The 23,726-nt window shown below is 57.5% G+C and carries 21 protein-coding genes and 1 tRNA gene; 20 read left to right on the top strand and 2 right to left on the bottom strand.

Going from position 1 to position 23,726, the window contains the following annotated elements; all coding sequences use genetic code 11:
• Positions 1–16: 16 nt before the first annotated feature.
• Positions 17–1,309 (bottom strand): citrate synthase, encoded by a 1,293-nt coding sequence (locus HMPREF3138_RS22965; RefSeq protein WP_016928730.1) that lies wholly within the window; start codon positions 1,307–1,309, stop codon positions 17–19.
• 730 nt (positions 1,310–2,039) lie between these two features.
• Here HMPREF3138_RS22965 and sdhC point away from each other — a divergent pair.
• The 8 genes from sdhC to sucD all read left to right on the top strand — a co-directional run bounded on the left by sdhC (position 2,040) and on the right by sucD (position 11,796).
• The gene (gene sdhC, locus HMPREF3138_RS22960) at positions 2,040–2,429 is read left to right on the top strand and encodes a succinate dehydrogenase cytochrome b556 subunit (protein WP_004939893.1); all 390 of its coding nucleotides are present in this window, start codon (positions 2,040–2,042) and stop codon (positions 2,427–2,429) included.
• Positions 2,423–2,770 carry a succinate dehydrogenase membrane anchor subunit gene (gene sdhD / locus HMPREF3138_RS22955; RefSeq protein WP_004939891.1) on the top strand — a complete coding sequence of 116 codons (348 nt, stop codon included), beginning with the start codon at positions 2,423–2,425 and terminating at the stop codon, positions 2,768–2,770. Before sdhC ends, sdhD begins: the two co-directional genes overlap by 7 nt.
• Positions 2,771–4,537, top strand: a complete 1,767-nt coding sequence (sdhA, locus tag HMPREF3138_RS22950) for a succinate dehydrogenase flavoprotein subunit (RefSeq protein ID WP_015376974.1) — start codon at positions 2,771–2,773, stop codon at positions 4,535–4,537.
• A gap of 16 nt (positions 4,538–4,553) precedes the next feature.
• Complete coding sequence (locus tag HMPREF3138_RS22945; RefSeq protein ID WP_038877532.1) at positions 4,554–5,270, top strand: succinate dehydrogenase iron-sulfur subunit; 717 nt, start codon at positions 4,554–4,556, stop codon at positions 5,268–5,270.
• Positions 5,271–5,545: 275 nt separating this feature from the next.
• A complete protein-coding gene (sucA, locus tag HMPREF3138_RS22940) occupies positions 5,546–8,353 on the top strand; it encodes a 2-oxoglutarate dehydrogenase E1 component (RefSeq protein WP_025301881.1) in 2,808 nt (935 codons plus the stop codon).
• Positions 8,354–8,417: 64 nt separating this feature from the next.
• Positions 8,418–9,635 (top strand): 2-oxoglutarate dehydrogenase complex dihydrolipoyllysine-residue succinyltransferase, encoded by a 1,218-nt coding sequence (gene odhB, locus HMPREF3138_RS22935; protein WP_033637469.1) that lies wholly within the window; start codon positions 8,418–8,420, stop codon positions 9,633–9,635.
• Positions 9,636–9,757: 122 nt separating this feature from the next.
• Positions 9,758–10,924, top strand: coding sequence for an ADP-forming succinate--CoA ligase subunit beta (gene sucC / locus HMPREF3138_RS22930; protein WP_015376978.1), 1,167 nt, complete (start codon positions 9,758–9,760; stop codon positions 10,922–10,924).
• Positions 10,924–11,796 (top strand): succinate--CoA ligase subunit alpha, encoded by an 873-nt coding sequence (sucD, locus tag HMPREF3138_RS22925; RefSeq protein ID WP_004939878.1) that lies wholly within the window; start codon positions 10,924–10,926, stop codon positions 11,794–11,796. Before sucC ends, sucD begins: the two co-directional genes overlap by 1 nt.
• Positions 11,797–11,868: 72 nt before the next feature.
• Here the strand turns inward: sucD and HMPREF3138_RS22920 are convergent, their stop codons facing one another.
• Positions 11,869–13,767: a bifunctional metallophosphatase/5'-nucleotidase gene (locus tag HMPREF3138_RS22920; RefSeq protein ID WP_038877536.1), complete on the bottom strand. Its 1,899-nt coding sequence runs from the start codon at positions 13,765–13,767 to the stop codon at positions 11,869–11,871.
• Between the two features lie 683 nt (positions 13,768–14,450).
• Between HMPREF3138_RS22920 and cydA the strand changes: the two genes are divergently transcribed.
• From cydA to HMPREF3138_RS22860, 12 genes are all read left to right on the top strand, one after another.
• Positions 14,451–16,019, top strand: a complete 1,569-nt coding sequence (cydA, locus tag HMPREF3138_RS22915; RefSeq protein WP_019454034.1) for a cytochrome ubiquinol oxidase subunit I — start codon at positions 14,451–14,453, stop codon at positions 16,017–16,019.
• Between the two features lie 14 nt (positions 16,020–16,033).
• On the top strand, positions 16,034–17,173 hold the full coding sequence (gene cydB, locus HMPREF3138_RS22910) for a cytochrome d ubiquinol oxidase subunit II (RefSeq protein ID WP_019454033.1): 1,140 nt from the start codon (positions 16,034–16,036) through the stop codon (positions 17,171–17,173).
• Between the two features lie 17 nt (positions 17,174–17,190).
• Entirely contained in the window at positions 17,191–17,304 is a 114-nt protein-coding gene (gene cydX, locus HMPREF3138_RS22905) for a cytochrome bd-I oxidase subunit CydX (RefSeq protein WP_004939868.1), read from the top strand.
• Positions 17,304–17,600 (top strand): cyd operon protein YbgE, encoded by a 297-nt coding sequence (gene ybgE, locus HMPREF3138_RS22900; protein WP_038877538.1) that lies wholly within the window; start codon positions 17,304–17,306, stop codon positions 17,598–17,600. The genes cydX and ybgE overlap by 1 nt, the downstream gene beginning before the upstream one ends.
• 130 nt (positions 17,601–17,730) lie before the next feature.
• Positions 17,731–18,135, top strand: coding sequence for a tol-pal system-associated acyl-CoA thioesterase (ybgC, locus tag HMPREF3138_RS22895; protein WP_025160034.1), 405 nt, complete (start codon positions 17,731–17,733; stop codon positions 18,133–18,135).
• On the top strand, positions 18,132–18,815 hold the full coding sequence (tolQ, locus tag HMPREF3138_RS22890; RefSeq protein ID WP_004939862.1) for a Tol-Pal system protein TolQ: 684 nt from the start codon (positions 18,132–18,134) through the stop codon (positions 18,813–18,815). The genes ybgC and tolQ overlap by 4 nt, the downstream gene beginning before the upstream one ends.
• Positions 18,816–18,827: 12 nt before the next feature.
• Positions 18,828–19,256, top strand: a complete 429-nt coding sequence (gene tolR / locus HMPREF3138_RS22885) for a colicin uptake protein TolR (protein ID WP_004939859.1) — start codon at positions 18,828–18,830, stop codon at positions 19,254–19,256.
• Between the two features lie 81 nt (positions 19,257–19,337).
• Entirely contained in the window at positions 19,338–20,564 is a 1,227-nt protein-coding gene (gene tolA, locus HMPREF3138_RS22880; protein WP_038877540.1) for a cell envelope integrity protein TolA, read from the top strand.
• 195 nt (positions 20,565–20,759) lie between these two features.
• Positions 20,760–22,052, top strand: coding sequence for a Tol-Pal system beta propeller repeat protein TolB (gene tolB / locus HMPREF3138_RS22875; RefSeq protein ID WP_004939856.1), 1,293 nt, complete (start codon positions 20,760–20,762; stop codon positions 22,050–22,052).
• A gap of 44 nt (positions 22,053–22,096) precedes the next feature.
• Positions 22,097–22,612 carry a peptidoglycan-associated lipoprotein Pal gene (pal, locus tag HMPREF3138_RS22870; RefSeq protein WP_004939853.1) on the top strand — a complete coding sequence of 172 codons (516 nt, stop codon included), beginning with the start codon at positions 22,097–22,099 and terminating at the stop codon, positions 22,610–22,612.
• A 9-nt stretch (positions 22,613–22,621) separates the two neighbouring features.
• Positions 22,622–23,416 (top strand): cell division protein CpoB, encoded by a 795-nt coding sequence (gene cpoB, locus HMPREF3138_RS22865; RefSeq protein ID WP_038877542.1) that lies wholly within the window; start codon positions 22,622–22,624, stop codon positions 23,414–23,416.
• A 177-nt stretch (positions 23,417–23,593) separates the two neighbouring features.
• Positions 23,594–23,669: transfer RNA gene (locus HMPREF3138_RS22860), tRNA-Lys, on the top strand.
• Positions 23,670–23,726: the final 57 nt, after the last annotated feature.

Below are 23,726 nucleotides of genomic sequence, written 5' to 3'. Positions count from 1 at the left end.
CAGCCGGGAAAGCGGCTTACTTGTTTTTCAGCTGGGATTTGAAATCACGCTCGGCATAGCCGGTGTACAGCTGACGCGGACGGGCAATTTTGATGCCTTCGTCGTGCATTTCGTTCCAGTGGGCGATCCAGCCGATGGTGCGCGCGATGGCGAAGATCACGGTGAACATGGAAGAAGGAATGCCCATCGCCTTCAGGATGATGCCGGAGTAGAAGTCGACGTTCGGGTACAGTTTCTTCTCGATGAAGTACGGGTCGTTCAGCGCGATGTGTTCCAGCTCCATCGCGACCTGCAGCAGGTTGTCGTCCTTCTTGTTCAGCTCTTTCAGCACTTCGTGACAGGTTTCGCGCATCACGGTAGCGCGCGGATCGTAGTTCTTGTACACGCGGTGGCCGAAGCCCATCAGGCGGAAGGAGTCGTTCTTGTCCTTGGCGCGCTTGATGAATTCTGGAATGTGCTCGACGGTCTTGATCTCTTCCAGCATTTTCAGCGCCGCTTCGTTGGCGCCGCCGTGCGCCGGTCCCCACAGGGAGGCGATACCGGCCGCGATGCAGGCGAACGGGTTGGCGCCGGAAGAGCCGGCGGTGCGCACGGTAGAGGTAGAGGCGTTCTGCTCATGGTCGGCGTGCAGGATCAGAATGCGGTCCATGGCGCGTTCCAGCACCGGGTTCACCACGTACTCTTCGCACGGAGTGGCGAACATCATGTGCAGGAAGTTGCCGGCATAGGACAGATCGTTGCGTGGGTAAACGAACGGCTGGCCCAGGGAATATTTGTAGCACATCGCGGCCACGGTCGGCATTTTGGACAGCAGACGGAACGCGGTGATTTCACGGTGACGCTCGTTGTTGACGTCCAGCGCATCGTGGTAGAACGCCGCCAGCGCGCCGGTCACACCGCACAGCACCGCCATCGGGTGCGAGTCGCGACGGAAACCACGGAACAGATGGGTGATCTGGTCGTGAATCATGGTGTGGCGGGTGACGGTGGTCTTGAAGGTCTCGAACTCTTCCGGCGTTGGGGTCTCGCCGTACAGCAGGATGTAGCACACTTCCAGGTAGGAAGATTCTTTCGCCAGCTGCTCGATAGGGAAGCCGCGGTGCAGCAGCACGCCTTTGTCGCCGTCGATGAAGGTAATCTTGGATTCGCAAGAAGCGGTGGAGGTAAAGCCGGGATCAAATGTGAAATAACCTTTGGAACCCAGAGCGCGGACATCGAGGACATCAGGGCCCAGTGTCGGTGTCAATACGCCCAGTTCGATCGGAGCTTCGCTGTCGTTAATGGTTAGCGTCGCTTTCTTATCAGTCATTTACTGTCTCCTTAGCGCCTTATTTTAAAAACCACTAACAACTGAAATACCTTAAATCTCTGCAGGTTGCCCGCAAAAAAATGGTGCGGACGCTAACTCTGTGAGCGACTGCGCAACTGTGCGCGGGTAGGGTACAGAGTGCTGACCAGGCGAACGAGACGGGTGACCAGTTGTTAACGATTCATAGTAATTCGTTATAGTCTGTTAATCTTACCTATGAGCTGTTCGAAGAGATGTGAACCTATCCCAATAATCTGTTTTTATTTGCTTTATTTGCTTTTTGACGCCGGCAAAATCGAGCGGGAAACAACGGCTATTGGGATAGGTTCGTCAAATACACTGTTGCATAACTCGAACCCGGGGGGAAGTGTATCTGCTGACCCATAGCGCATCATAGGACCGTTTGTGCCCCTATATGTAATGGAAATGTTGATCTCTTGTCAAATCAGATAATTAATTTTGCACTAATTGTGAAATCCGTGATCTGAATCACTGTTCGGGGGAAATGTTATCAAAGCGGTTGTATGAGAATTGTAATCAGAATGTGATCCTCCTATACTGCCGCCAGGTCTCCGGATTACCCTGAAGTAGGAGCACCCAGCGTTATAAATGCGCGCCGTTTGAGCACAGAGGATGTTGATGTTTGAGCGCGTGACGTGTAAGGGTTTTAGGCTCTTAACGCTGTCTGATCCCCGCCCAGGCCCGGAGGAAGGAAAATAATAAGAGCTGTGTGGGCAAATACGTGAAAAAACAACGACCTGTCAACTTGGATCTGCAAACGATCCGGTTCCCCGTAACTGCGATAGCGTCTATCTTACACCGAGTCTCTGGCGTAATTACCTTCGTTGCCGTGGGTATCCTCCTCTGGCTGCTGGGCCTGTCACTCTCTTCCCAAGAGGGGTTCCTGCAGGCGGCCGCCATCATGAATAGCTTCATCGTCAAATTCATATTCTGGGGCATCCTCACGGCGCTGGCCTATCACATTTGCGGTGGCATCCGTCACTTGTTAATGGATTTTGGCTACATCGAAGAGAGTTTGGCCGCCGGTACCCGTTCCGCCCAGGTGGCGATCGGTCTGACCGTCGTGCTGTCAGTTCTGGCTGGAGTCCTCGTATGGTAAACAACGTTTCTGCATTAGGGCGCAACGGCGTGCACGATTGGCTGCTGCTGCGCGCTTCCGCTATCATCATCACCCTGTACGTCCTGTATATCCTGGGCTTCTTCGTCACGGCTCCGGAACTCACTTATGACATCTGGCGCGGTTTCTTCGCCACTTCCATTACGAAAGTGTTCACTCTGCTGACCTTGCTGTCGATTCTGGTGCACGCCTGGATCGGGCTGTGGCAGGTGCTGACGGACTACGTCAAGCCGCTGGCGGTTCGCCTGGTGTTGCAGCTGGCTGTCGTGGTCGCGTTGCTGGTCTATTTACTGTACGGAACAATCGTAGTGTGGGGGGCTTAAATGAAACTGCCAGTCAGAGAGTTTGATGCCGTCGTAATCGGCGCCGGCGGTGCAGGCATGCGTGCCGCGCTGCAAATTTCCCAAGCGGGCTCGACCTGTGCCCTGCTGTCCAAAGTTTTCCCGACCCGTTCCCATACCGTGTCCGCACAGGGCGGCATCACCGTCGCGCTGGGCAACAGCCACGAGGACAACTGGGAATGGCATATGTACGACACGGTGAAAGGTTCCGACTATATCGGTGACCAGGACGCCATCGAATATATGTGTAAAACCGGCCCGGAAGCGATTCTGGAACTGGAACACATGGGCCTGCCGTTCTCTCGTCTGGACGACGGCCGCATCTACCAGCGCCCGTTCGGCGGCCAGTCGCTGAACTTCGGTGGCGAGCAGGCGGCGCGTACCGCAGCCGCAGCCGACCGTACCGGCCACGCGCTGCTGCACACCCTGTACCAACAGAACCTGAAAAACCACACCACCATCTTCTCCGAGTGGTATGCGCTCGATCTGGTGAAAAACCAGGACGGCGCGGTGGTCGGCACTACGGCTATCTGCATCGAAACCGGTGAAGTGGTTTACTTCAAAGCCAAGGCCACCGTGCTGGCGACTGGCGGCGCAGGCCGTATTTACCAGTCCACCACCAACGCCCACATCAACACCGGCGACGGTGTCGGCATGGCGCTGCGCGCCGGCGTGCCGGTGCAGGACATGGAAATGTGGCAGTTCCACCCGACCGGCATCGCCGGCGCGGGCGTGCTGGTGACCGAAGGCTGCCGCGGCGAAGGCGGTTACCTACTGAACAAACACGGCGAGCGCTTCATGGAGCGTTATGCGCCGAACGCCAAAGATCTGGCGGGCCGCGACGTGGTTGCCCGTTCGATCATGATCGAAATCCGCGAAGGCCGCGGCTGCGACGGTCCTTGGGGCCCACACGCCAAGCTGAAGCTGGATCACCTGGGTAAAGAGGTGCTGGAATCCCGTCTGCCGGGCATTCTGGAACTGTCCCGCACCTTCGCGCACGTCGATCCGGTGAAAGAGCCGATCCCGGTTATCCCAACCTGTCACTATATGATGGGCGGTATTCCGACCAAGGTGACCGGCCAGGCATTGACCGTGAACGAGAAAGGCGAAGACGTGGTGATCCCGGGGCTGTTCGCCGTGGGCGAAATAGCCTGCGTATCGGTGCACGGCGCCAACCGCTTGGGCGGCAACTCGCTGCTCGACCTGGTGGTGTTCGGCCGTTCCGCCGGCATGCACCTGCAGGAATCGCTGGAAGAGCAGGGCGTGAGCCGTGACGCCAGCGACTCCGACGTGGAAGCCTCGCTGGATCGTCTGAACCGTTGGAACAACACCCGTTCCGGCGAAGACCCGGTCGAAATTCGCAAGGCGCTGCAGTCTTGCATGCAGCACAACTTCTCGGTATTCCGCGAAGGCGATGCGATGGCCAAGGGCCTGGAAGAACTGAAAGTGATCCGTGAACGTCTGAAGAACGCACGCCTGGACGATACCTCCAGCGAGTTCAACACCCAGCGCATCGAGTGCCTGGAGTTGGATAACCTGATGGAGACCGCGTATTCCACCGCCGTGTCGGCCAACTTCCGTACCGAGAGCCGTGGCGCACACAGCCGCTTCGACTACCCGGAACGCGATGACGCCAACTGGCTGTGCCATTCGCTGTATCTGCCGCAATCGGAAAGCATGACGCGTCGTGAAGTGAACATGCAACCGAAGCTGCGCCCGGCATTCCCGCCGAAAGTGCGTTCTTACTAATTGCGGAGATCGACAGATGAAACTCGAATTTTCCATTTATCGCTACAACCCGGATGTCGATGACGCACCGCACATGCAGGACTACACCCTGGAAGCGGAAGAAGGTCGTGACATGATGCTGCTGGATGCGTTGATCCAGCTGAAAGAAAAAGACCCGACCCTGTCGTTCCGTCGCTCATGCCGCGAAGGCGTCTGCGGTTCCGATGGCCTGAACATGAACGGTAAAAACGGCCTGGCGTGCATCACCCCGATTTCGTCGCTGCGCAAAGGCAGCGGCAAGATCGTGATCCGTCCGCTGCCGGGCCTGCCGGTGGTGCGCGATCTGGTGGTGGATATGGGCCAGTTCTACACCCAGTATGAAAAGATCAAGCCATACCTGTTGAACGACGGCAAGAACCCGCCGGCGCGCGAGCACCTGCAGTCGCCGGAGCAGCGCGCCAAGCTGGACGGTCTGTACGAGTGCATTCTGTGCGCCTGCTGCTCGACCTCTTGCCCATCGTTCTGGTGGAACCCGGACAAGTTCATCGGGCCTGCCGGTCTGTTGGCGGCATATCGCTTCCTGATCGACAGCCGTGACACGGAAACGCAAGAACGTTTAGATGATCTGGACGACGCTTTTAGTGTTTTCCGCTGCCATAGCATTATGAATTGTGTCAGTGTATGTCCTAAAGGCTTGAACCCGACGCGTGCGATCGGGCATATCAAGTCCATGCTGCTGCAACGCGGCGCATAAACGGAATGAGATGCTGCGCCGGGCTCTTTTCCGGCGCACATCCCATAGGGGAGGGAACCTCTAAAAACTGACCCGCGGCTGCGGCGCTATGCAGCCTGGTTCTTCCGCCGGTTTTTAGAGGTTCCTTGTAAGGGACCGCAAGGTCCATAACAGAACGTATCGGGCCGTCATGGCCGCAAGTACGTCGAGTGAACCGTTTTACGGCAAACCGTATTCATCACGGTAATTATGTTAACCACGGCGAAAACTAAAGCTTCAAAGCTTAAGGGATCATGATGCAGAACGGCGCAATGAAGGCCTGGCTGGATTCCTCCTATCTGGCGGGCGCGAACCAGTCTTACATAGAGCAGCTCTATGAAGACTTCTTAACCGATCCGGGTTCCGTTGAAGATAGCTGGCGTTCCATTTTTCAACAGCTACCAACCGCGGGTGTCAAACCCGATCAGCTTCACTCTCAAACGCGCGATTACTTCCGCCGCCTGGCGAAAGACTCCGCGCGCTATAACACCACCATCACCGATCCGGAAACCGACGCCAAACAGGTCAAGGTACTGCAGCTGATCAACGCCTTCCGCTTCCGCGGGCATCAGCATGCCAACCTCGATCCGCTCGGCCTGTGGCAGCGCGAGCAAGTTCCTGACCTTGATCCCGCTTACCACAACCTGACCGAAGCCGATTTCCAGGAAACCTTCAACGTGGGCTCTTTCGCCATCGGCAAAGAAACCATGAAGCTGGGCGATCTGTACGCCGCGCTGAAGCAGACCTATTGCGGGTCGATCGGTGCTGAGTACATGCACATCACCAACACCGAAGAGAAACGCTGGATCCAACAGCGCATCGAGTCGGTGGTGGGGCGCGCCAGCTTTACCGCCGACGAAAAACGCCGTTTCCTGAACGAGCTGACCGCGGCGGAAGGCCTGGAACGTTACCTGGGCGCCAAATTCCCGGGCGCTAAGCGCTTCTCGCTGGAAGGCGGCGACGCGCTGGTGCCGATGCTGAAAGAGATGGTGCGCCACGCCGGTAAGAACGGCACGCGCGAAGTGGTGTTGGGCATGGCCCACCGCGGCCGTCTGAACGTGCTGATCAACGTGCTGGGCAAAAAGCCGGCCGATCTGTTCGACGAATTCGCCGGCAAGCATAAAGAACACCTCGGCACCGGTGACGTGAAATATCACCAGGGCTTCTCTTCCGACGTGGAAACCGAAGGCGGCATGGTTCACCTGGCGCTGGCGTTCAACCCGTCGCACCTGGAGATCGTCAGCCCGGTGGTCATGGGTTCGGTTCGCGCCCGTCGCGATCGTCTGGACGAAGCGCGCAGCAACATGGTGCTGCCGATCACCATCCACGGCGACGCCGCCATCACCGGCCAGGGTGTGGTTCAGGAAACCCTGAACATGTCTCAGGCTCGCGGCTACGAAGTGGGCGGCACCGTGCGCATCGTCATCAACAACCAGGTTGGTTTCACCACCTCCAACCCGCTGGATGCGCGCTCTACCGAATACTGCACCGACATCGCCAAAATGGTTCAGTCGCCGATCTTCCACGTTAACGCGGACGATCCGGAGGCCGTGGCCTTCGTCACCCGCCTGGCGTTGGATTTCCGTAACACCTTTAAGCGTGACGTGATGATCGATCTGGTCTGCTACCGTCGCCATGGGCACAACGAGGCCGACGAGCCGAGCGCCACCCAGCCGGTGATGTATCAGAAGATCAAGAAACACCCTACGCCGCGCAAAATCTACGCTGACGTTCTGACCGAGCAGAAAGTGGCCAGCTTGGAAGATGCCACGGAAATGGTCAACCTGTACCGTGACGCGCTCGACCGCGGCGATTGCGTGGTTGAAGAGTGGCGTCCGATGAACCTGCATTCCTTCACCTGGTCTCCGTACCTGAACCACGAGTGGGACGAAGAGTACCCGAGCAAGGTTGAGATGAAGCGCCTGCAGGAGCTGGCACGCCGCATCAGCACCGTGCCGGAAGCGATCGAAATGCAGTCGCGCGTGGCGAAAATCTACGCGGACCGCGCCGAGATGGCAGCGGGCAACAAACCGTTCGACTGGGGCGCCGCCGAAACGCTGGCCTACGCCACCATGGCGGATGAAGGCATTCCAATCCGCATCTCCGGCGAAGACGCCGGCCGCGGTACCTTCTTCCACCGTCACGCGGTGGTGCACAACCAGAAAAACGGTTCTGTCTACGTTCCGCTGGCGAACATCCACAGCGGCCAGGGCGAATTCAAGGTCTGGGACTCCGTGCTGTCCGAAGAAGCGGTGCTGGCGTTCGAATACGGCTACGCGACAGCGGAACCGCGCACGCTGACCATCTGGGAAGCGCAGTTCGGCGACTTCGCCAACGGCGCGCAGGTCGTTATCGACCAGTTCATCAGCTCCGGCGAGCAAAAATGGGGCCGTATGTGCGGCCTGGTGATGCTGCTGCCGCACGGCTATGAAGGCCAGGGCCCAGAGCACTCTTCCGCGCGTCTGGAACGCTATCTGCAGCTGTGCGCAGAGCAGAACATGCAGGTGTGCGTCCCGTCCACGCCGGCGCAGGTTTACCATATGCTGCGTCGTCAGGCGCTGCGCGGTATGCGCCGTCCGCTGGTGGTGATGTCGCCGAAGTCACTGCTGCGTCACCCGCTGGCGATTTCTTCGCTGGACGAACTGGCCAACGGCACCTTCCTGCCGGCGATCGGCGAGATCGACGACTTGGATCCGAAAGCGGTCAAGCGCGTCGTGCTGTGCTCCGGCAAGGTCTACTATGACCTGCTGGAACAGCGTCGCAAGAACGAGCAGAAAGACGTGGCCATCGTGCGTATCGAGCAGCTGTATCCGTTCCCGCATCAGGCCGTGCAGGCCGTGCTGGAGCAATACTCGCACGTGCATGACTTCGTCTGGTGTCAGGAAGAGCCGCTGAACCAGGGCGCCTGGTACTGCAGCCAACACAACTTCCGTGAAGTGGTACCGTTCGGGGCTTCTTTACGTTACGCAGGACGTCCGGCCTCCGCTTCTCCGGCGGTGGGCTATATGTCCGTACACCAGAAGCAGCAGCAGGCTCTGGTGAACGACGCGCTGAATATTGACTAATGTTCGCTCGCTTGCCGGCCGAGGGGCCGGCAAGCAGATGATAAAAAACTTAAGGGAAAGCTAAATGAGTAGCGTAGATATTCTGGTTCCTGACCTTCCTGAATCGGTTGCTGATGCGACCGTAGCCACCTGGCACAAAAAACCGGGCGACAGCGTGCAGCGTGATGAAGTCTTGGTTGAAATCGAAACCGACAAAGTCGTGTTGGAAGTGCCGGCCAGTGAAGCGGGCATTCTCGATGCTATCGTGGAAGAAGAGGGCGCGACCGTGCTGTCTCGCCAGCTGCTCGGCCGCATCCGTCCGGGCGACAGCTCCGGCAAGCCGACCGCTGAGAAGAGCCAAGAGAAAGAAGCCACGCCTGCCCAGCGCGCTACCGCGAGCCTGGAAGAAGAAAGCAATGACGCGCTCAGCCCGGCGATTCGTCGCCTGATCGCCGAACACGATCTCGATGCCGGCGCCATCAAAGGCACCGGCGTGGGTGGCCGCATCACGCGTGAAGACGTGGAAGCGCACCTGGCCAAAGGCGGCGCCGCTGCCAAACCGGCCGCCGCCGCTGAAGCCGCACCGCAGCCTGCTCTGGCCGGTCGCAGCGAAAAACGCGTGCCGATGACTCGCCTGCGCAAACGCGTCGCCGAGCGTCTGCTGGAAGCGAAGAACAGCACCGCGATGCTGACCACCTTCAACGAAATCAACATGCAGCCAATCATGGACCTGCGCAAGCAGTACGGCGAAGCCTTCGAGAAGCGTCACGGCGTGCGTCTGGGCTTCATGTCCTTCTACATCAAGGCGGTGGTTGAAGCGCTGAAGCGCTTCCCGGAAGTGAACGCGTCGATCGACGGTTCCGACGTGGTTTACCACAACTACTTCGACATCAGCATCGCGGTTTCTACCCCGCGCGGCCTGGTGACGCCGGTACTGCGCGATGTGGACGCCATGAGCATGGCTGACATCGAGAAGAAAATCAAAGAGCTGGCCGTTAAGGGCCGCGACGGCAAACTGACCGTGGAAGAGCTGACCGGCGGTAACTTCACCATTACCAACGGCGGCGTATTCGGCTCCCTGATGTCCACCCCGATCATCAACCCGCCGCAGAGCGCCATCCTGGGCATGCATGCCATTAAAGATCGCCCAATGGCGGTCAATGGTCAGGTGGTGATCCAGCCGATGATGTATCTGGCGCTGTCTTATGACCACCGCCTGATCGACGGTAAAGAATCCGTCGGTTATCTGGTGACGGTCAAAGAGATGCTGGAAGATCCGGCTCGTCTGCTGCTGGACGTCTAGTAACCCTTGCCGGGCGCGGCATGCCGCGCCCGCACTCTGTGCTATGTGGCCGGAAAACCATGCGGTTTACCGCGTAATAATGGTCCGGCTAAAAACCTTCAGAACTGAATGGATAGAACATCATGAATTTACACGAATATCAGGCAAAACAGCTGTTTGCTCGGTATGGCATGCCGGCACCAACCGGTTACGCCTGTACCACTCCGCGTGAAGCAGAAGAAGCCGCATCCAAAATCGGCTCCGGCCCGTGGGTGGTGAAATGTCAGGTTCATGCTGGCGGCCGCGGTAAAGCGGGCGGCGTTAAAGTCGTCAACAGCAAAGAAGATATCCGTGCTTTCGCGGAAGCCTGGTTGGGCAAGCGTCTGGTGACTTACCAGACTGACGCGCTGGGCCAGCCGGTTAACCAGATCCTGGTTGAAGCGGCGACCGACATCGATAAGGAACTGTATCTGGGCGCCGTCGTAGACCGCGCGACCCGTCGCATCGTGTTCATGGCGTCTACCGAAGGCGGCGTGGAAATCGAGAAAGTGGCGGAAGAAACCCCTGAACTGATCCACAAAATGACCATCGATCCGCTGGCGGGTCCACAGCCTTATCAGGGCCGTGAACTGGCCTTCAAACTGGGCCTGACCGGTAAGCAAGTCAGCCAGTTCGCCAAGATCTTCATGGGTCTGGCGACGCTGTTCCTGGAGCGCGACCTGGCGATGGTTGAGATCAACCCGCTGGTGATCACCAAGCAGGGCGATCTGGTATGCCTGGACGGTAAACTGGGCGCCGACGGCAACGCTCTGTTCCGTCAGCCTGAACTGCGTGAAATGCGTGACCCTTCCCAGGAAGACGAGCGCGAATCCCGTGCGGCTCAGTGGGAACTGAACTACGTTGCCCTCGACGGCAACATCGGCTGCATGGTTAACGGCGCCGGTCTGGCGATGGGTACCATGGACATCGTTAAACTGCACGGCGGCGAACCGGCCAACTTCCTGGACGTTGGCGGCGGCGCGACCAAAGAGCGCGTGACCGAAGCGTTCAAAATCATCCTGTCTGACGACAAGGTGAAAGCGGTTCTGGTTAACATCTTCGGTGGTATCGTGCGTTGCGATCTGATCGCCGACGGCATCATCGGCGCAGTGGCCGAAGTGGGCGTTAACGTCCCGGTGGTGGTGCGCTTGGAAGGGAACAACGCCGAACTGGGCGCCAAGAAACTGGCGGACAGCGGCCTGAATATCATTGCTGCGACCAGCCTGACTGATGCGGCTCAGCAAGTTGTTGCAGCAGTGGAGGGTAAATAATGTCCATTTTAATCGATAAGAACACCAAAGTAATTTGCCAGGGCTTCACCGGTAGCCAGGGGACTTTCCACTCCGAACAAGCTATCGCTTACGGCACCAAAATGGTTGGCGGCGTAACCCCGGGCAAAGGCGGCACTCAGCACCTGGGCCTGCCGGTGTTCAACACCGTGCGCGAAGCGGTTGAAGCGACCGGCGCGACGGCCTCTGTGATCTACGTTCCAGCGCCGTTCTGCAAAGACTCGATCCTGGAAGCGATCGATGCCGGCATCAAACTGATCATCACCATCACCGAAGGCATCCCGACCCTGGACATGCTGACCGTGAAAGTGAAGCTGGACGAAGCCGGCGTGCGCATGATCGGGCCGAACTGCCCTGGCGTGATCACCCCAGGTGAGTGCAAAATCGGCATCATGCCTGGCCACATCCACCTGCCGGGCAAAGTGGGCATCGTTTCCCGCTCCGGCACCCTGACCTATGAAGCGGTGAAACAAACCACCGATGCCGGTCTGGGCCAGTCCACCTGCGTGGGCATCGGCGGCGACCCGATCCCGGGTTCCAACTTCATCGATATCCTGAAGATGTTCCAGCAGGATCCGCAGACCGAAGCGATCGTGATGATCGGTGAGATCGGCGGCAGCGCTGAAGAAGAAGCGGCAGCGTACATCAAAGAACACGTCACCAAACCGGTTGTCGGCTACATCGCCGGCGTGACCGCGCCGAAAGGCAAGCGTATGGGCCACGCGGGCGCCATCATCGCAGGCGGCAAAGGCACGGCGGACGAGAAGTTCGCTGCGCTGGAAGCCGCGGGCGTGAAAACCGTTCGCAGCCTGGCGGACATCGGTGACGCGGTAAAAGCGGTGCTGAAGCGCTAAGAATTTAGTACGAAATAACAATATCTCGACATGTTTGGCCACCCATTGGGTGGCCTTTTTTATGGTCGCAGATCAGAAGTGGTTGATCGCCTTGATCAGTGCGATCCGATCCTGCAGGCGGCGCTGTTGCACCGGATCCGTAGCGGCCTGGCGCTGTTGCTCCAGCGAGGTGAGGGCGGCGCGGTAATCGTCGGCGTTGCGGAACAGCGCGTCTTTGACGTTGATCGAGGCGACGTTGGTGTAGCGGCCGTCGTCGGTGGTCGGTACCTGGATAACGCCCTCATTGAGCAGCCGTTTGACGATCGCCCGCTGCGGTTCGTAACCCTCCATGCCGATCAGCTTCCAGCGCTGCGGCGGCACGCCCTGATAGTGGCCGTGTTTCACCTCCGTCAGGTAGCGCAGAGTCAGGTGGCGAATGGTGCCTTCTTCTTCACCGTATTGCGCTTTGCTGTCGAACAGCACCGGGAAGGATTGCCCCTCCAGCGCGCCACCCTTTTGCGTCAGGTGGCCCATACGGTAACTGTTCATGCCCAGGCGGATCGGCATATCGTCGGTGACCGGCGTGCCGTCCGTCAGGCGCAGATCGACGATGCGCGAGCCGGCGGGTTGGCGCAGGTCGATGGTGTAAGTGACGCCGTCGAAGAAATCATTGGTGGAATATTTGGACGATCGCCGCGCCGGGTTAAAGCTGTAGGTGACATCGCCCGGCTGCAGCTGATTGAAATAGTCGGCGGACCATTCCATGTAGCGTTTAAGCGCTTTGCCGTTGAGCTGATACACGGTGATCTCGCCGCCGGCGTATTGGTAGTTAAAGGCGATATCCTTGGCCTTGATGTCGCCGACGTCCAGCTTGGCGCGATCGTTGTCGATCTGCAGGGCGATCACCTGCGCCAGCGGCGCATAGTGGCGGGCGGCCTGCTGGAACAGCGCGCTGATGCCGGTATCCTGCACGTGTACCTGGGGAATGCCGCGGAATTCGTCGGCGGGCACCAGATCGCTGCCGCTCAGTTTCGCCACGACCCGGTTGGCATTGGCGCGCAGAATGTCATGGTACGGCTGGTAGAGCGCTTGCATGGCGCTGTCCGGCGTCATCCCCTTGATGGAGTAGGTGTAGCTGTTTTTGTCGATCAGCGTGAATTTGCCGTCGCGGCGTTCAAACTGCAGATCGATGCGCGACAGCGCGCGGCCGTATTTATCCGGCTCGGTGATGATGACGCCGTTAACCACCGCTTTGTCGATCTTCACATGCATATGGCCGGCGACGATCGCCGCCAGCTCCGGGTTGGCGTTGGCGATGTCGGCCACGCCGGTGCCGGGGCGCTGATTTTCGTTGTCGATGCCCATATGCGCCACCAGCACGATGGCGTCGACCTGGCCGTCGATTTGCCTGATGACCTGTTTCACCGCCTGCACCGGATCGGTGAAGTTCAGCCCTTTGATGCGATCGGTGCCCTTGGCGAATTCCGCGGTCATCGGCGTGTCCATGCCGATAATGCCGATCTTCACGCCCTGGCGTTCGACGATGGTGTAGGCGGGCAGATAGGGATTGCCGTTGTCCCAGACGATGTTACCCGCCAGCGCCGCGCCCTTGAACTGCTTGAGCGGGGTAGCCAGCACCGGCAGGCCGAAGTCGAACTCGTGGTTGCCCATCACCCAGACATCGTAATTGAGCGCGTTGAGGCCCAGCATCATCGGGCTGACGGCCTCATGCTTGAAGGTTTCGACGAAGTTGCCTTGAATGGTGTCGCCGGCGTCCACCAGGATCAGGTTGGGCTGCTCGGCCCGTACCTTTTTGACCTGAGTGGCTATCTGGCTCAGGCTGCCCGCCAGATTTTCCGTGTCGCTGGCGTAGTCCCAGGGCACGAAGGTGCCGTGCAGATCGGAGGTGCCCAGCAGGGTGATATTTACCGTTTCGGCGGCCATGACGTTTCCCGAGAGTCCCAAGACAGAGGCAAAGATGATTTTTTTCATAAGTTATTGTCACTCAATGCAATTTTAACATAAGTGGTCATTTTGCTACAAAATAGCAACCTTTACGATCCTATCGCGAGAAATAGACTAATATTGGAGAGAGATTTGTTGTTTTGTGACTGCTATCACTGTCACGGCTTATTGGAAATAAAAGGTTAATTATGTCGCATAATAAGCGCGTAATAATACAATGGTGGCTCTTTTAAATTACATTTATTTAACACAAAAATATCATTAAAAAACAATTAAACCATTGCGCAACATACCCCTAAGAAAATTATGCGAAATGTGCTGATGAATATGGAAATAAGATGCGGATAGGCTTAAATTGTCTCAGATCAAATTAGCCCGAAGTACCTCTTTCGGCTAAGATTTGACCTGTAACCAAAAGTCTAACCCACGTCACGTAAAAACCTATTTATTGTGTGGGATTGGGCGAGTATCATCCATGTTGTGATTATGGATGGTTGATCTTGTTGCATTTGTTACCCGTTGTCGGTTTTCAGTGGCGTGCTTGTCGGCGGCCCGTGGGGCTATTGGCCGAGTGTGCGGTTGAAAGCGGAGAAGCTGGATCAAATTTGTTGTGTTTAAGGGCATTCACTGCGGGGCGTTACTGGCGGCTTTGAAAGAAGCGTGCCGATAACCGCGTGTCGGAGTCTTCCTGCGAGGAGCAAGGAGTCAAGATGTTTGATATTGTCGAACTGTCGCGCTTACAGTTTGCTTTAACGGCGATGTACCATTTCTTATTTGTCCCATTAACGCTCGGTATGGCGTTCTTGCTGGCAATTATGGAAACGGTATATGTCCTGTCTGGCAAACAAATCTATAAAGACATGACCAAATTCTGGGGAAAGTTATTTGCGATTAACTTTGCTCTGGGTGTGGCCACCGGTTTGACCATGGAGTTCCAGTTCGGGACTAACTGGTCGTATTTCTCTCACTACGTCGGCGATATCTTCGGGGCCCCTCTGGCTATCGAAGGTCTGATGGCGTTCTTCCTTGAATCGACGCTGGTCGGCCTGTTCTTCTTCGGCTGGGATCGTCTGAGCAAGGTGCAGCACATGGCGGTAACCTGGTTCGTGGCCCTCGGCTCCAACCTGTCCGCGCTGTGGATCCTGGTCGCTAACGGCTGGATGCAGAACCCGATCGCTTCGGATTTCAACTTCGAAACCATGCGCATGGAGATGGTCAGCTTCTCCGAACTGGTGCTTAACCCGGTTGCACAGGTGAAATTCGTTCACACCGTGGCTTCCGGCTACACCTGTGGCGCGATGTTCGTTCTGGGCATCAGCTCCTACTACCTGCTGAAAGGCCGCGACATCGCCTTCGCCAAGCGCTCCTTCGCCATCGCTGCCAGCTTCGGTATGGCTGCCATTCTGTCCGTTATCGTTCTGGGTGATGAATCCGGCTACGAAATGGGCGACGTGCAGAAAACCAAACTGGCCGCTATCGAAGCGGAATGGGACACCCAGCCGGCACCGGCGTCCTTCACCCTGTTCGGCATTCCCGATCAGGACAAGATGGAAAACTCCTTCTCTATTCAGATCCCGTATGCGCTTGGCCTGATCGCCACCCGCTCCACGGACACTCAGGTCACCGGCCTGAAAGATCTGATGGCGCAGCATGAAGTGCGTATCCGCAACGGCATGAAAGCCTACCAGCTGCTGGAAGAGCTGCGCGGCGGCAACACCGATCCTGCGGTGCGCGCCGAATTCAACAAAACCAAGCAAGACCTGGGCTACGGCATGCTGCTGAAGCGCTATACCCCGAACGTCACCGACGCGACGGAAGCGCAGATCCAGCTGGCGACCAAGGACTCCATTCCGCGCGTGGCCCCGCTGTACTTCGCCTTCCGCATCATGGTGGCCTGTGGCGTGATCATGCTGTTGATCATCGGCCTGTCGTTCTGGAACGTGATCCGCGGCCGCATCGGCCAGAAAAAATGGCTGCACCGCGCGGCGCTGTACGGTTTGCCGCTGCCTTGGATCGCGATCGAGTCCGGTTGGTTCGTGGCGGAATACGGCCGTCAACCGTGGGCGATTGGTGAGGTGCTGCCGACGGCGGTCGCCAACTCTTCGCTGACCGCGGGCGACATTCTGTTCTCGATGGGGCTGATCTGCGGCTTGTACACCCTGTTCCTGGTGGCTGAATTGTACCTGATGTTCAAGTTTGCGCGTCTGGGTCCAAGCAGCCTGAAAACCGGCCGCTATCACTTTGAACAACCGACTGCCGCCGTGCAGGAAGCGCGCTAAACAGGAGTCCACGTATGTTTGACTATGAAGTACTGCGATTTATTTGGTGGGTCCTGGTTGGCGTACTGCTGATCGGCTTCGCCGTCACCGACGGTTTCGATATGGGCGTCGGCATTCTGGTGCGCATCATCGGGAAAACCGATACCGAACGCCGGGTGATGATCAACTCCATCGCCCCGCACTGGGACGGTAACCAGGTGTGGCTGATCACCGCCGGCGGCGCGCTGTTCGCCGCCTGGCCGATGGTCTACGCAGCGGCCTTCTCGGGCTTCTACGTCGCCATGATCCTGGTGCTGGCCGCCTTGTTCTTCCGCCCGGTCGGTTTCGACTACCGCTCCAAGCTGGAGAGCAGCCGCTGGCGCAACATGTGGGACTGGGGCATCTTCATCGGCTCCTTCGTGCCTGCCGTGGTATTCGGCGTGGCGTTCGGCAACCTGCTGCAGGGCGTGCCGTTCCACATGGACGAGTACATGCGCCTGTTCTACACCGGCAACTTCTTCCAACTGCTGAATCCGTTCGGTCTGTTGGCGGGCGTGGTCAGCCTGACCATGCTGGTTACCCAGGGTGCGACCTACCTGCAAATGCGCACCACCGGCGAGATCCACCTGCGTTCACGTGCTGCGGCGCAGATCGCGACGCTGATCATGGCGGTGTGTTTCCTGCTGGCGGGCGTATGGCTGGTGAAAGGCATCGACGGCTTCGTCGTGACGTCGGCGCTGGACACCCTGGCGGAATCCAACCCGATGCGTAAAGAAGTGGCGCATCAGGCCGGTGCCTGGTTGATCAACTTCAACAAGTATCCGCTGCTGTGGGCGTTGCCTGCGCTGGGCGTGGTGCTGCCGTTGTTCACCATCCTGTTCTCGCGTCTGGAGAAAGGCGCGCTGGCGTTCGTCACCTCGTCGCTGACCATCGCCTGCGTCATCCTCACCGCCGGGGTCACCATGTTCCCGTTCGTGATGCCGTCCAGCACCGTGCCTAACGTCAGCCTGACCATGTGGGACGCGACGTCGAGCCTGTTGACGCTGAAAGTGATGACCGTCGTGGCGGCGATCTTCGTGCCTATCGTTTTGGCGTACACCAGCTGGTCGTATTACAAAATGTTCGGTCGCCTCGACAAGAACTACATCGAAAACAACAAGCATTCGCTGTACTAAGGATAAGGAGCTAAACCATGTGGTATTTTGCCTGGATTCTCGGAACGCTTCTTGCCTGCGCCTTCGGCATCATCACGGCGCTGGCGCTTGAGCAGAGCGAAGCGACCAAAGCTCAGCAAGACGGTAAGTGATGAGCTCGTCCGTGATTGACAAGCTGTACGCTGTCACTGACAAGGGCCCGATCCGGGCCCTTTCCCTGGTGCTGGCGTTGATTTTGGCGGGGTGCGTGTTCTGGGATCCGACGCGTTTCGCCGCCAAAACCAGCTCGCTGGAGATTTGGGAAGGGCTGTTGCTGATTTGGGCGGTGTGCGCCGGGGTGATCCACGGTTTCGGATTCCGCCCGCAGCGCAGCATCTGGCGCGCCTTTTTCGCGCCACTTCCCGCAATTGTGATCCTGTGCGCAGGATTACTTTACGTTTCTTTATAATCTCCCTGATGTCCCCACGTTATGGGCCCTCACGGCCCATAATTATTTTCATTCCCATCTTGTAACCCATTCCCAACCCGATCCGTCTTGCGTATAGTAGCAGCGTTAAATTGCATTGCTGGGAAGTAGAGTGAGTAATACGTTGTTTCGATGGCCGGTTCGCGTTTACTACGAGGATACCGATGCCAGTGGTGTGGTCTATCACGCCCGCTACGTCGCCTTTTTTGAAAGAGCGCGCACAGAGATGCTGCGTCAGCACAACTTTCATCAACAGCAGCTGCTCAGTGAACAAGTCGCTTTTGTCGTCCGGCGCATGACGGTGGATTATCTGGCTCCGGCTCGTCTCGACGAGCAACTGGAGGTCCAGAGCGAAATCACCTGTCTGCGCGGGGCTTCTCTCACGTTTGCTCAACGCATTGTCAATTCTGACGGGGCCCTACTGAGCCAGGCAGATGTCCTGATTGCCTGTATTGATCCACACCAAATGAAGCCAAGAGCGCTTCCTAAGTCTATTGTCGCGGAGTTTAAGCAGTGACTGACATGAACATCCTAGATTTATTCTTGAAGGCGAGCCTGCTGGTTAAGCTTATCATGTTGATTTTGATATGCTTCTCGGTAGCCTCTTGGGCGATCATCATTCAGCGCACCCGCATCCTCAATGCGGCGACGCGTGACGCCGAAGCCTTTGAAGACAAATTCTGGTCCGGTATCGAGCTTTCCCGTCTGTACCAGGAAAGTCAGGCGCGTCGCGATAGCCTGACCGGTTCCGAGCAGATCTTCCATTCCGGGTTCAAAGAGTTCGCCCGCCTGCACCGCGCCAACAACCATGCGCCGGAGTCGGTGATCGAAGGGGCGTCGCGCGCGATGCGCATTTCGATGAACCGCGAGCTGGAAACGCTGGAAACCCATATTCCGTTCCTCGGCACCGTCGGTTCGATCAGCCCGTACATCGGCCTGTTCGGCACCGTGTGGGGGATCATGCACGCCTTTATCGCGCTGGGCGCGGTGAAGCAAGCCACGCTGCAGATGGTGGCGCCGGGTATCGCCGAAGCGCTGATCGCCACCGCGATCGGTCTGTTCGCCGCCATCCCGGCGGTAATGGCCTATAACCGTCTCAACCAGCGCGTCAACAAGCTTGAGCAGAATTACGACAACTTTATGGAAGAGTTCACCGCTATTCTGCATCGTCAGGCCTTCTCCAGCGACAGCAAATAAGTAGGAGGTAGCATGGCGAGAGTACGTGGACGTAGTCGGCGCGAGCTGAAGTCCGAAATTAACATCGTTCCGCTGCTCGACGTGTTGCTGGTGCTGCTGCTGATCTTTATGGCAACCGCGCCAATCATCACGCAGAGCGTGGAGGTTGACCTGCCGGACGCCACCGATTCCAAAACGGTGTCCAGCGATGACAATCCGCCGGTGATCCTCGAGGTTTCCGGCGTAGGTCAATACACCCTGGTGGTGGATCACAACCGTATGGAGCTGCTGCCGCCTGAGCAAGTCGCGGCCGAAGCCAAGTCGCGTTTGGCGGCTAACCCGAAAACGGTCTTTTTGATCGGCGGTGCGAAGGAAGTCCCTTACGATGAGATTATCAAGGCATTGAATATTCTCCATCAGGCGGGCGTGGCTTCCGTGGGGCTGATGACCCAGCCGATCTGACCGTAAGGCGAACGGCAACCCGGTTCCTGCGCTGCGGCCCAGGAACCCCGTATAAGCAACACCAGTTTTTGGGAATCTATTTTGGTAAAGGCAACTGAGCAAAACGATAAGCTGAACCGCGCCGTTATTGTTTCGGTCGTTCTGCACTTCATATTGATTGCCCTGCTGATTTGGGGATCGCTGCAGGAAAAGGTCGACATGGGCGCCGGCGGTGGCGGTGATGGCACCGTGGTGGGCGCAGTGATGGTCGATCCTGGCGCGGTGGTGGAGCAATACAACCGCCAGCAGCAGCAGAGCAACGATGCGCAGCGTGCCGAGAAGCAGCGCCAGAAAAAGGCGGAGCAACAGGCCGAAGAGCTTCAGCAGAAGCAGGCGGAGCAGCAACAGCGCCTGAAGGAGCTGGAGAAAGAGCGTTTGGCGGCGCAGGAGAAAGCCGCGCAGAACGCCAAGGCGCAGGCTGAGCAACAGCAGAAGGCGGCGGAGCAGCAGAAGCAGGCCGCCGAGCAGCAAAAAGCGGCGGAAGCCGCCGCTGCGAAGGCCCAAGAGCAACAGAAGGTCGCCGAAGCCGCCGCCGCCAAGGCGAAGGCCGAAGCGGACAAGGTCGCCAAGGCGCAGGCGGACGCGCAGAAGAAAGCCGAAGCGGAAGCCAAGAAAGAAGCGGCCGCTGCCGCCGCCGCCAAGAAACAGGCGGAAGAGGCGAAGAAAGCCGCCGCCGCCGCGGCAGAAAAGAAAGCTGCAGAGGCCGCAGAGAAGAAAGCGGCTGCTGAAGCCGAGAAAAAAGCCGCAGCGGAAGCCGAGAAGAAGGCTGCCGCCGAGGCAGAGAAGAAAGCGGCGGCCGAGAAAGCCGCTGCCGCCAAAAAAGCCGCTGCGGACGCCAAGAAGAAGGCCGCCGCCGAGGCTGCGAAACAATCGGAGGAAGTTAGCGATCTGTTTGGCGGCTTGGCGGATGGCAAGAACGCGCCGAAAGGCGGCGGTGCCAAATCGAAGGGCGACGGTAAACCGGCCGGGCAGGGCAATGCCAAGGCGGCAGGCGCCAGCGGGGCGGATTTGGCCAGCTACGGTAACCAGATAAAAATTGCGGTGCAGAACAAGTTCTATGATTGGGACTCATACAAGGGACGTACTTGTACGTTGAGAATCAATATGGCCCCTGATGGTCTCGTGATTGGTGTGAAAGTGGAGGGTGGCGATCCTGCACTTTGCCAAGCAGCTGCAGCGGCAGCTCGGCAGGCGAAAATGCCTAAACCACCAAGTAAAGAGGTTTACGAGGCATTTAAAAATGCACCAATTGATTTTAATCCTCGGTAATGACTTCTCTGGCGGTGTATGAGGTGTTTAAGAATGCTCCCCTTACGTTCAAGCCGCAATAATGGTTGTTTGAGCTGAGTAATATCACAGGGATGTACTAAGGTAACCAACAGGGATTATGTAGTTTTACGTAAGTTGGTTTGTTAAAATTCTGCTAATTTATCGCAGGCATCCCGCCTGGATAAGGGAGATGAGATGAAGCAGGCATTTCGAGTAGCGCTAGGTTTTTTAATTCTGTGGGCGTCCGTGCTGCACGCGGAAGTTCGCATTGAAATCACCCAAGGGGTCGACTCCGCTCGTCCGATTGGCGTGGTGCCGTTTAAATGGGCGGGCCCAGGCACGCCGCCGGAAGATATCGGCAAGATTGTCGGCGCGGATCTGCGCAACAGCGGCAAATTCAACCCGATCGACGTGGCGCGCATGCCGCAGCAACCGACCTCCGCGTCTGAAGTGACGCCGGCGGCCTGGACTGCGCTGGGCATCGACGCCGTGGTTGTCGGCCAGGTTCAACCTGGCGCCGACGGCAGCTACCTGATCTCCTACCAGCTGGTGGATACCTCGGGTTCGCCGGGCACCGTACTGGCGCAGAACCAGTATAAAGTAACCAAACAGTGGTTGCGTTATTCTGCCCATACCGCCAGCGACGAAGTGTTCGAAAAGCTGACCGGCATCAAGGGCGCGTTCCGTACCCGTATCGCCTACGTCGTGCAGACCAACGGCGGGAAATTCCCGTATGAGCTGCGCGTAGCGGATTACGACGGTTACAACCAATTCACGGTGCACCGTTCGCCTGAGCCGCTGATGTCACCGGCCTGGTCGCCGGACGGCAGCAAACTGGCTTACGTAACCTTCGAAAGCGGCCGTTCCGCGCTGGTGGTACAGACCCTGGCTAACGGTGCTATCCGCCAGATCGCCTCGTTCCCGCGCCACAACGGTGCGCCGGCGTTCTCGCCGGACGGCAGCAAGCTGGCCTTCGCGCTGTCCAAGAGCGGCAGCCTGAACCTGTACGTGATGAACCTCGGCTCCGGCCAGATCACGCAGCTGACCGATGGCCGCAACAACAACACCGAACCGACCTGGTTCCCGGATGGCCAGTCTCTGGCGTTTACCTCCGACCAGGGCGGGCGTCCGCAGATTTATAAAATCAGCGCCAGCGGCGGTGCCGCACAGCGTCTGACGTGGGAAGGCTCTCAGAACCAGGATTCTGAAGTCAGCTCCGATGGTAAATTCCTGGTGATGGTCAGCACCAACAGTGGTGCACAACACATCGCCAAACAAGATCTTGGATCAGGCGCCGTTCAGGTTTTGACCGGCACCTTCCTGGATGAAACGCCTAGTATTGCGCCAAACGGCACCATGGTGATCTATAGCTCCACGCAAGGTATGGGCTCCGTGCTGCAGTTGGTGTCAACTGATGGGCGTTTCAAAGCGCGTCTTCCGGCAACTGATGGACAGGTCAAATTCCCTGCCTGGTCGCCGTATCTGTGATGCATGTGTAAATATGTATGGCAAACTATAAAAGGATCAAAGAAATGCAACTGAACAAAGTGCTGAAAGGGCTTCTGCTGGCACTGCCAGTTCTGGCTGTAGCAGCTTGTAGTTCTAACAAAAGCGCGAACAACGACCAATCTGGTATGGGCGCTGGCGCCGGCACTGGTATGGAAAACGGCAGCAGCAACCTGTCTTCCGAAGAACAAGCTCGTCTGCAGATGCAAGAACTGCAGAAGAACAACATCGTTTACTTCGGCCTGGACAAGTATGACGTAAGCTCCGAATTCGCTCAGATGCTGGACGCGCACGCTGCATTCCTGCGTAACAACCCGTCTTACAAAGTGACCGTTGAAGGCCACGCTGACGAACGCGGCACGCCGGAATACAACATCGCTCTGGGTGAGCGTCGTGCTAACGCCGTTAAAATGTACCTGCAGGGTAAAGGCGTTTCCGCTGACCAGATCTCTATCGTTTCTTACGGTAAAGAAAAACCAGCAGTACTGGGCCACGACGAAGCGGCTTATGCTAAAAACCGTCGTGCCGTTCTGGTTTACTAAGAGAATCGCATGAACAGTAACTTCAGACGTCACCTGTTGAGTCTGTCGTTACTGGTTGGCGTAGCGGCCCCTTGGGCCGCTACTGCCCAAGCGCCAATCAGTAATGTCGGCTCCGGCTCGGTCGAAGACCGCGTCACCTCGCTTGAGCGCATCAGCAATGCTCAAGGCCAGCTTTTAAACCAACTCCAGCAACAACTCTCTGACAATCAACGCGACATTGATTCTCTCCGTGGGCAAATCCAGGAAAGCCAGTATCAGTTGAATCAGGTCGTTGAACGCCAGAAGCAAATCTATCAACAGATGGATAGCCTAAGCCAGGGCGGCGCTCAGAGCGCCTCTGCGGCAGCGGGCGCTGCCGGCGGGGCAGCCGCAGGCGCATCTTCCGATGCGGGCAGCAGCGCGCTTGCAGCCGCTTCTGCAACGCCGAGCGGCGGTGATGAGAACAGCGACTACAACGCCGCTGTTTCTCTGGCGCTGGAAAAAAAACAGTATGACCAGGCGATTTCCGCCTTTCAGTCCTTCGTAAAACAGTACCCGAAGTCTACCTACCAGCCCAACGCCAACTATTGGCTGGGCCAGTTGTTCTACAACAAGGGTAAAAAAGACGACGCGGCCTACTATTTTGCGGTGGTGGTGAAGAATTACGCGAAATCACCGAAGGCGCCGGACGCCATGTACAAGGTGGGTATCATCATGCAGGAGAAAGGGCAGGCTGATAAAGCCAAAGCCGTGTTCCAGCAGGTGATTAAACAGTACCCAACCAGTGCGGCGGCCAAACAGGCGAAAAGCCGCGTAGGCGGTTAACAGTCAGAAAAATGAGCCCAGAAGTTAGTCGATTTGACCGATTTCTGGGCTCATTCGCGTGAAGAACAAGCAGTTGAACGCATCAGTAAAAAATTTAGGTTGCGCTGCCAAGATAAATTAGTAATATATGCCGCCGTTGCCAAGACATCTTGCAAGATGTTAAAGCGGCAGGGAAATGGGTCGTTAGCTCAGTTGGTAGAGCAGTTGACTTTTAATCAATTGGTCGCAGGTTCGAATCCTGCACGACCCACCAATTTCTGAAGTAGCAGTAACCACAACAGTGGGTGATTAGCTCAGTTGGTAGAGCATC

Source organism: Serratia sp. HMSC15F11, from assembly GCF_001808215.1.
Classification (GTDB): Bacteria; Pseudomonadota; Gammaproteobacteria; order Enterobacterales; family Enterobacteriaceae; genus Serratia; species Serratia nevei.
Note: the sequence above shows the minus strand (reverse complement) of the source record. Positions and strands in the feature narration are given on the sequence as shown.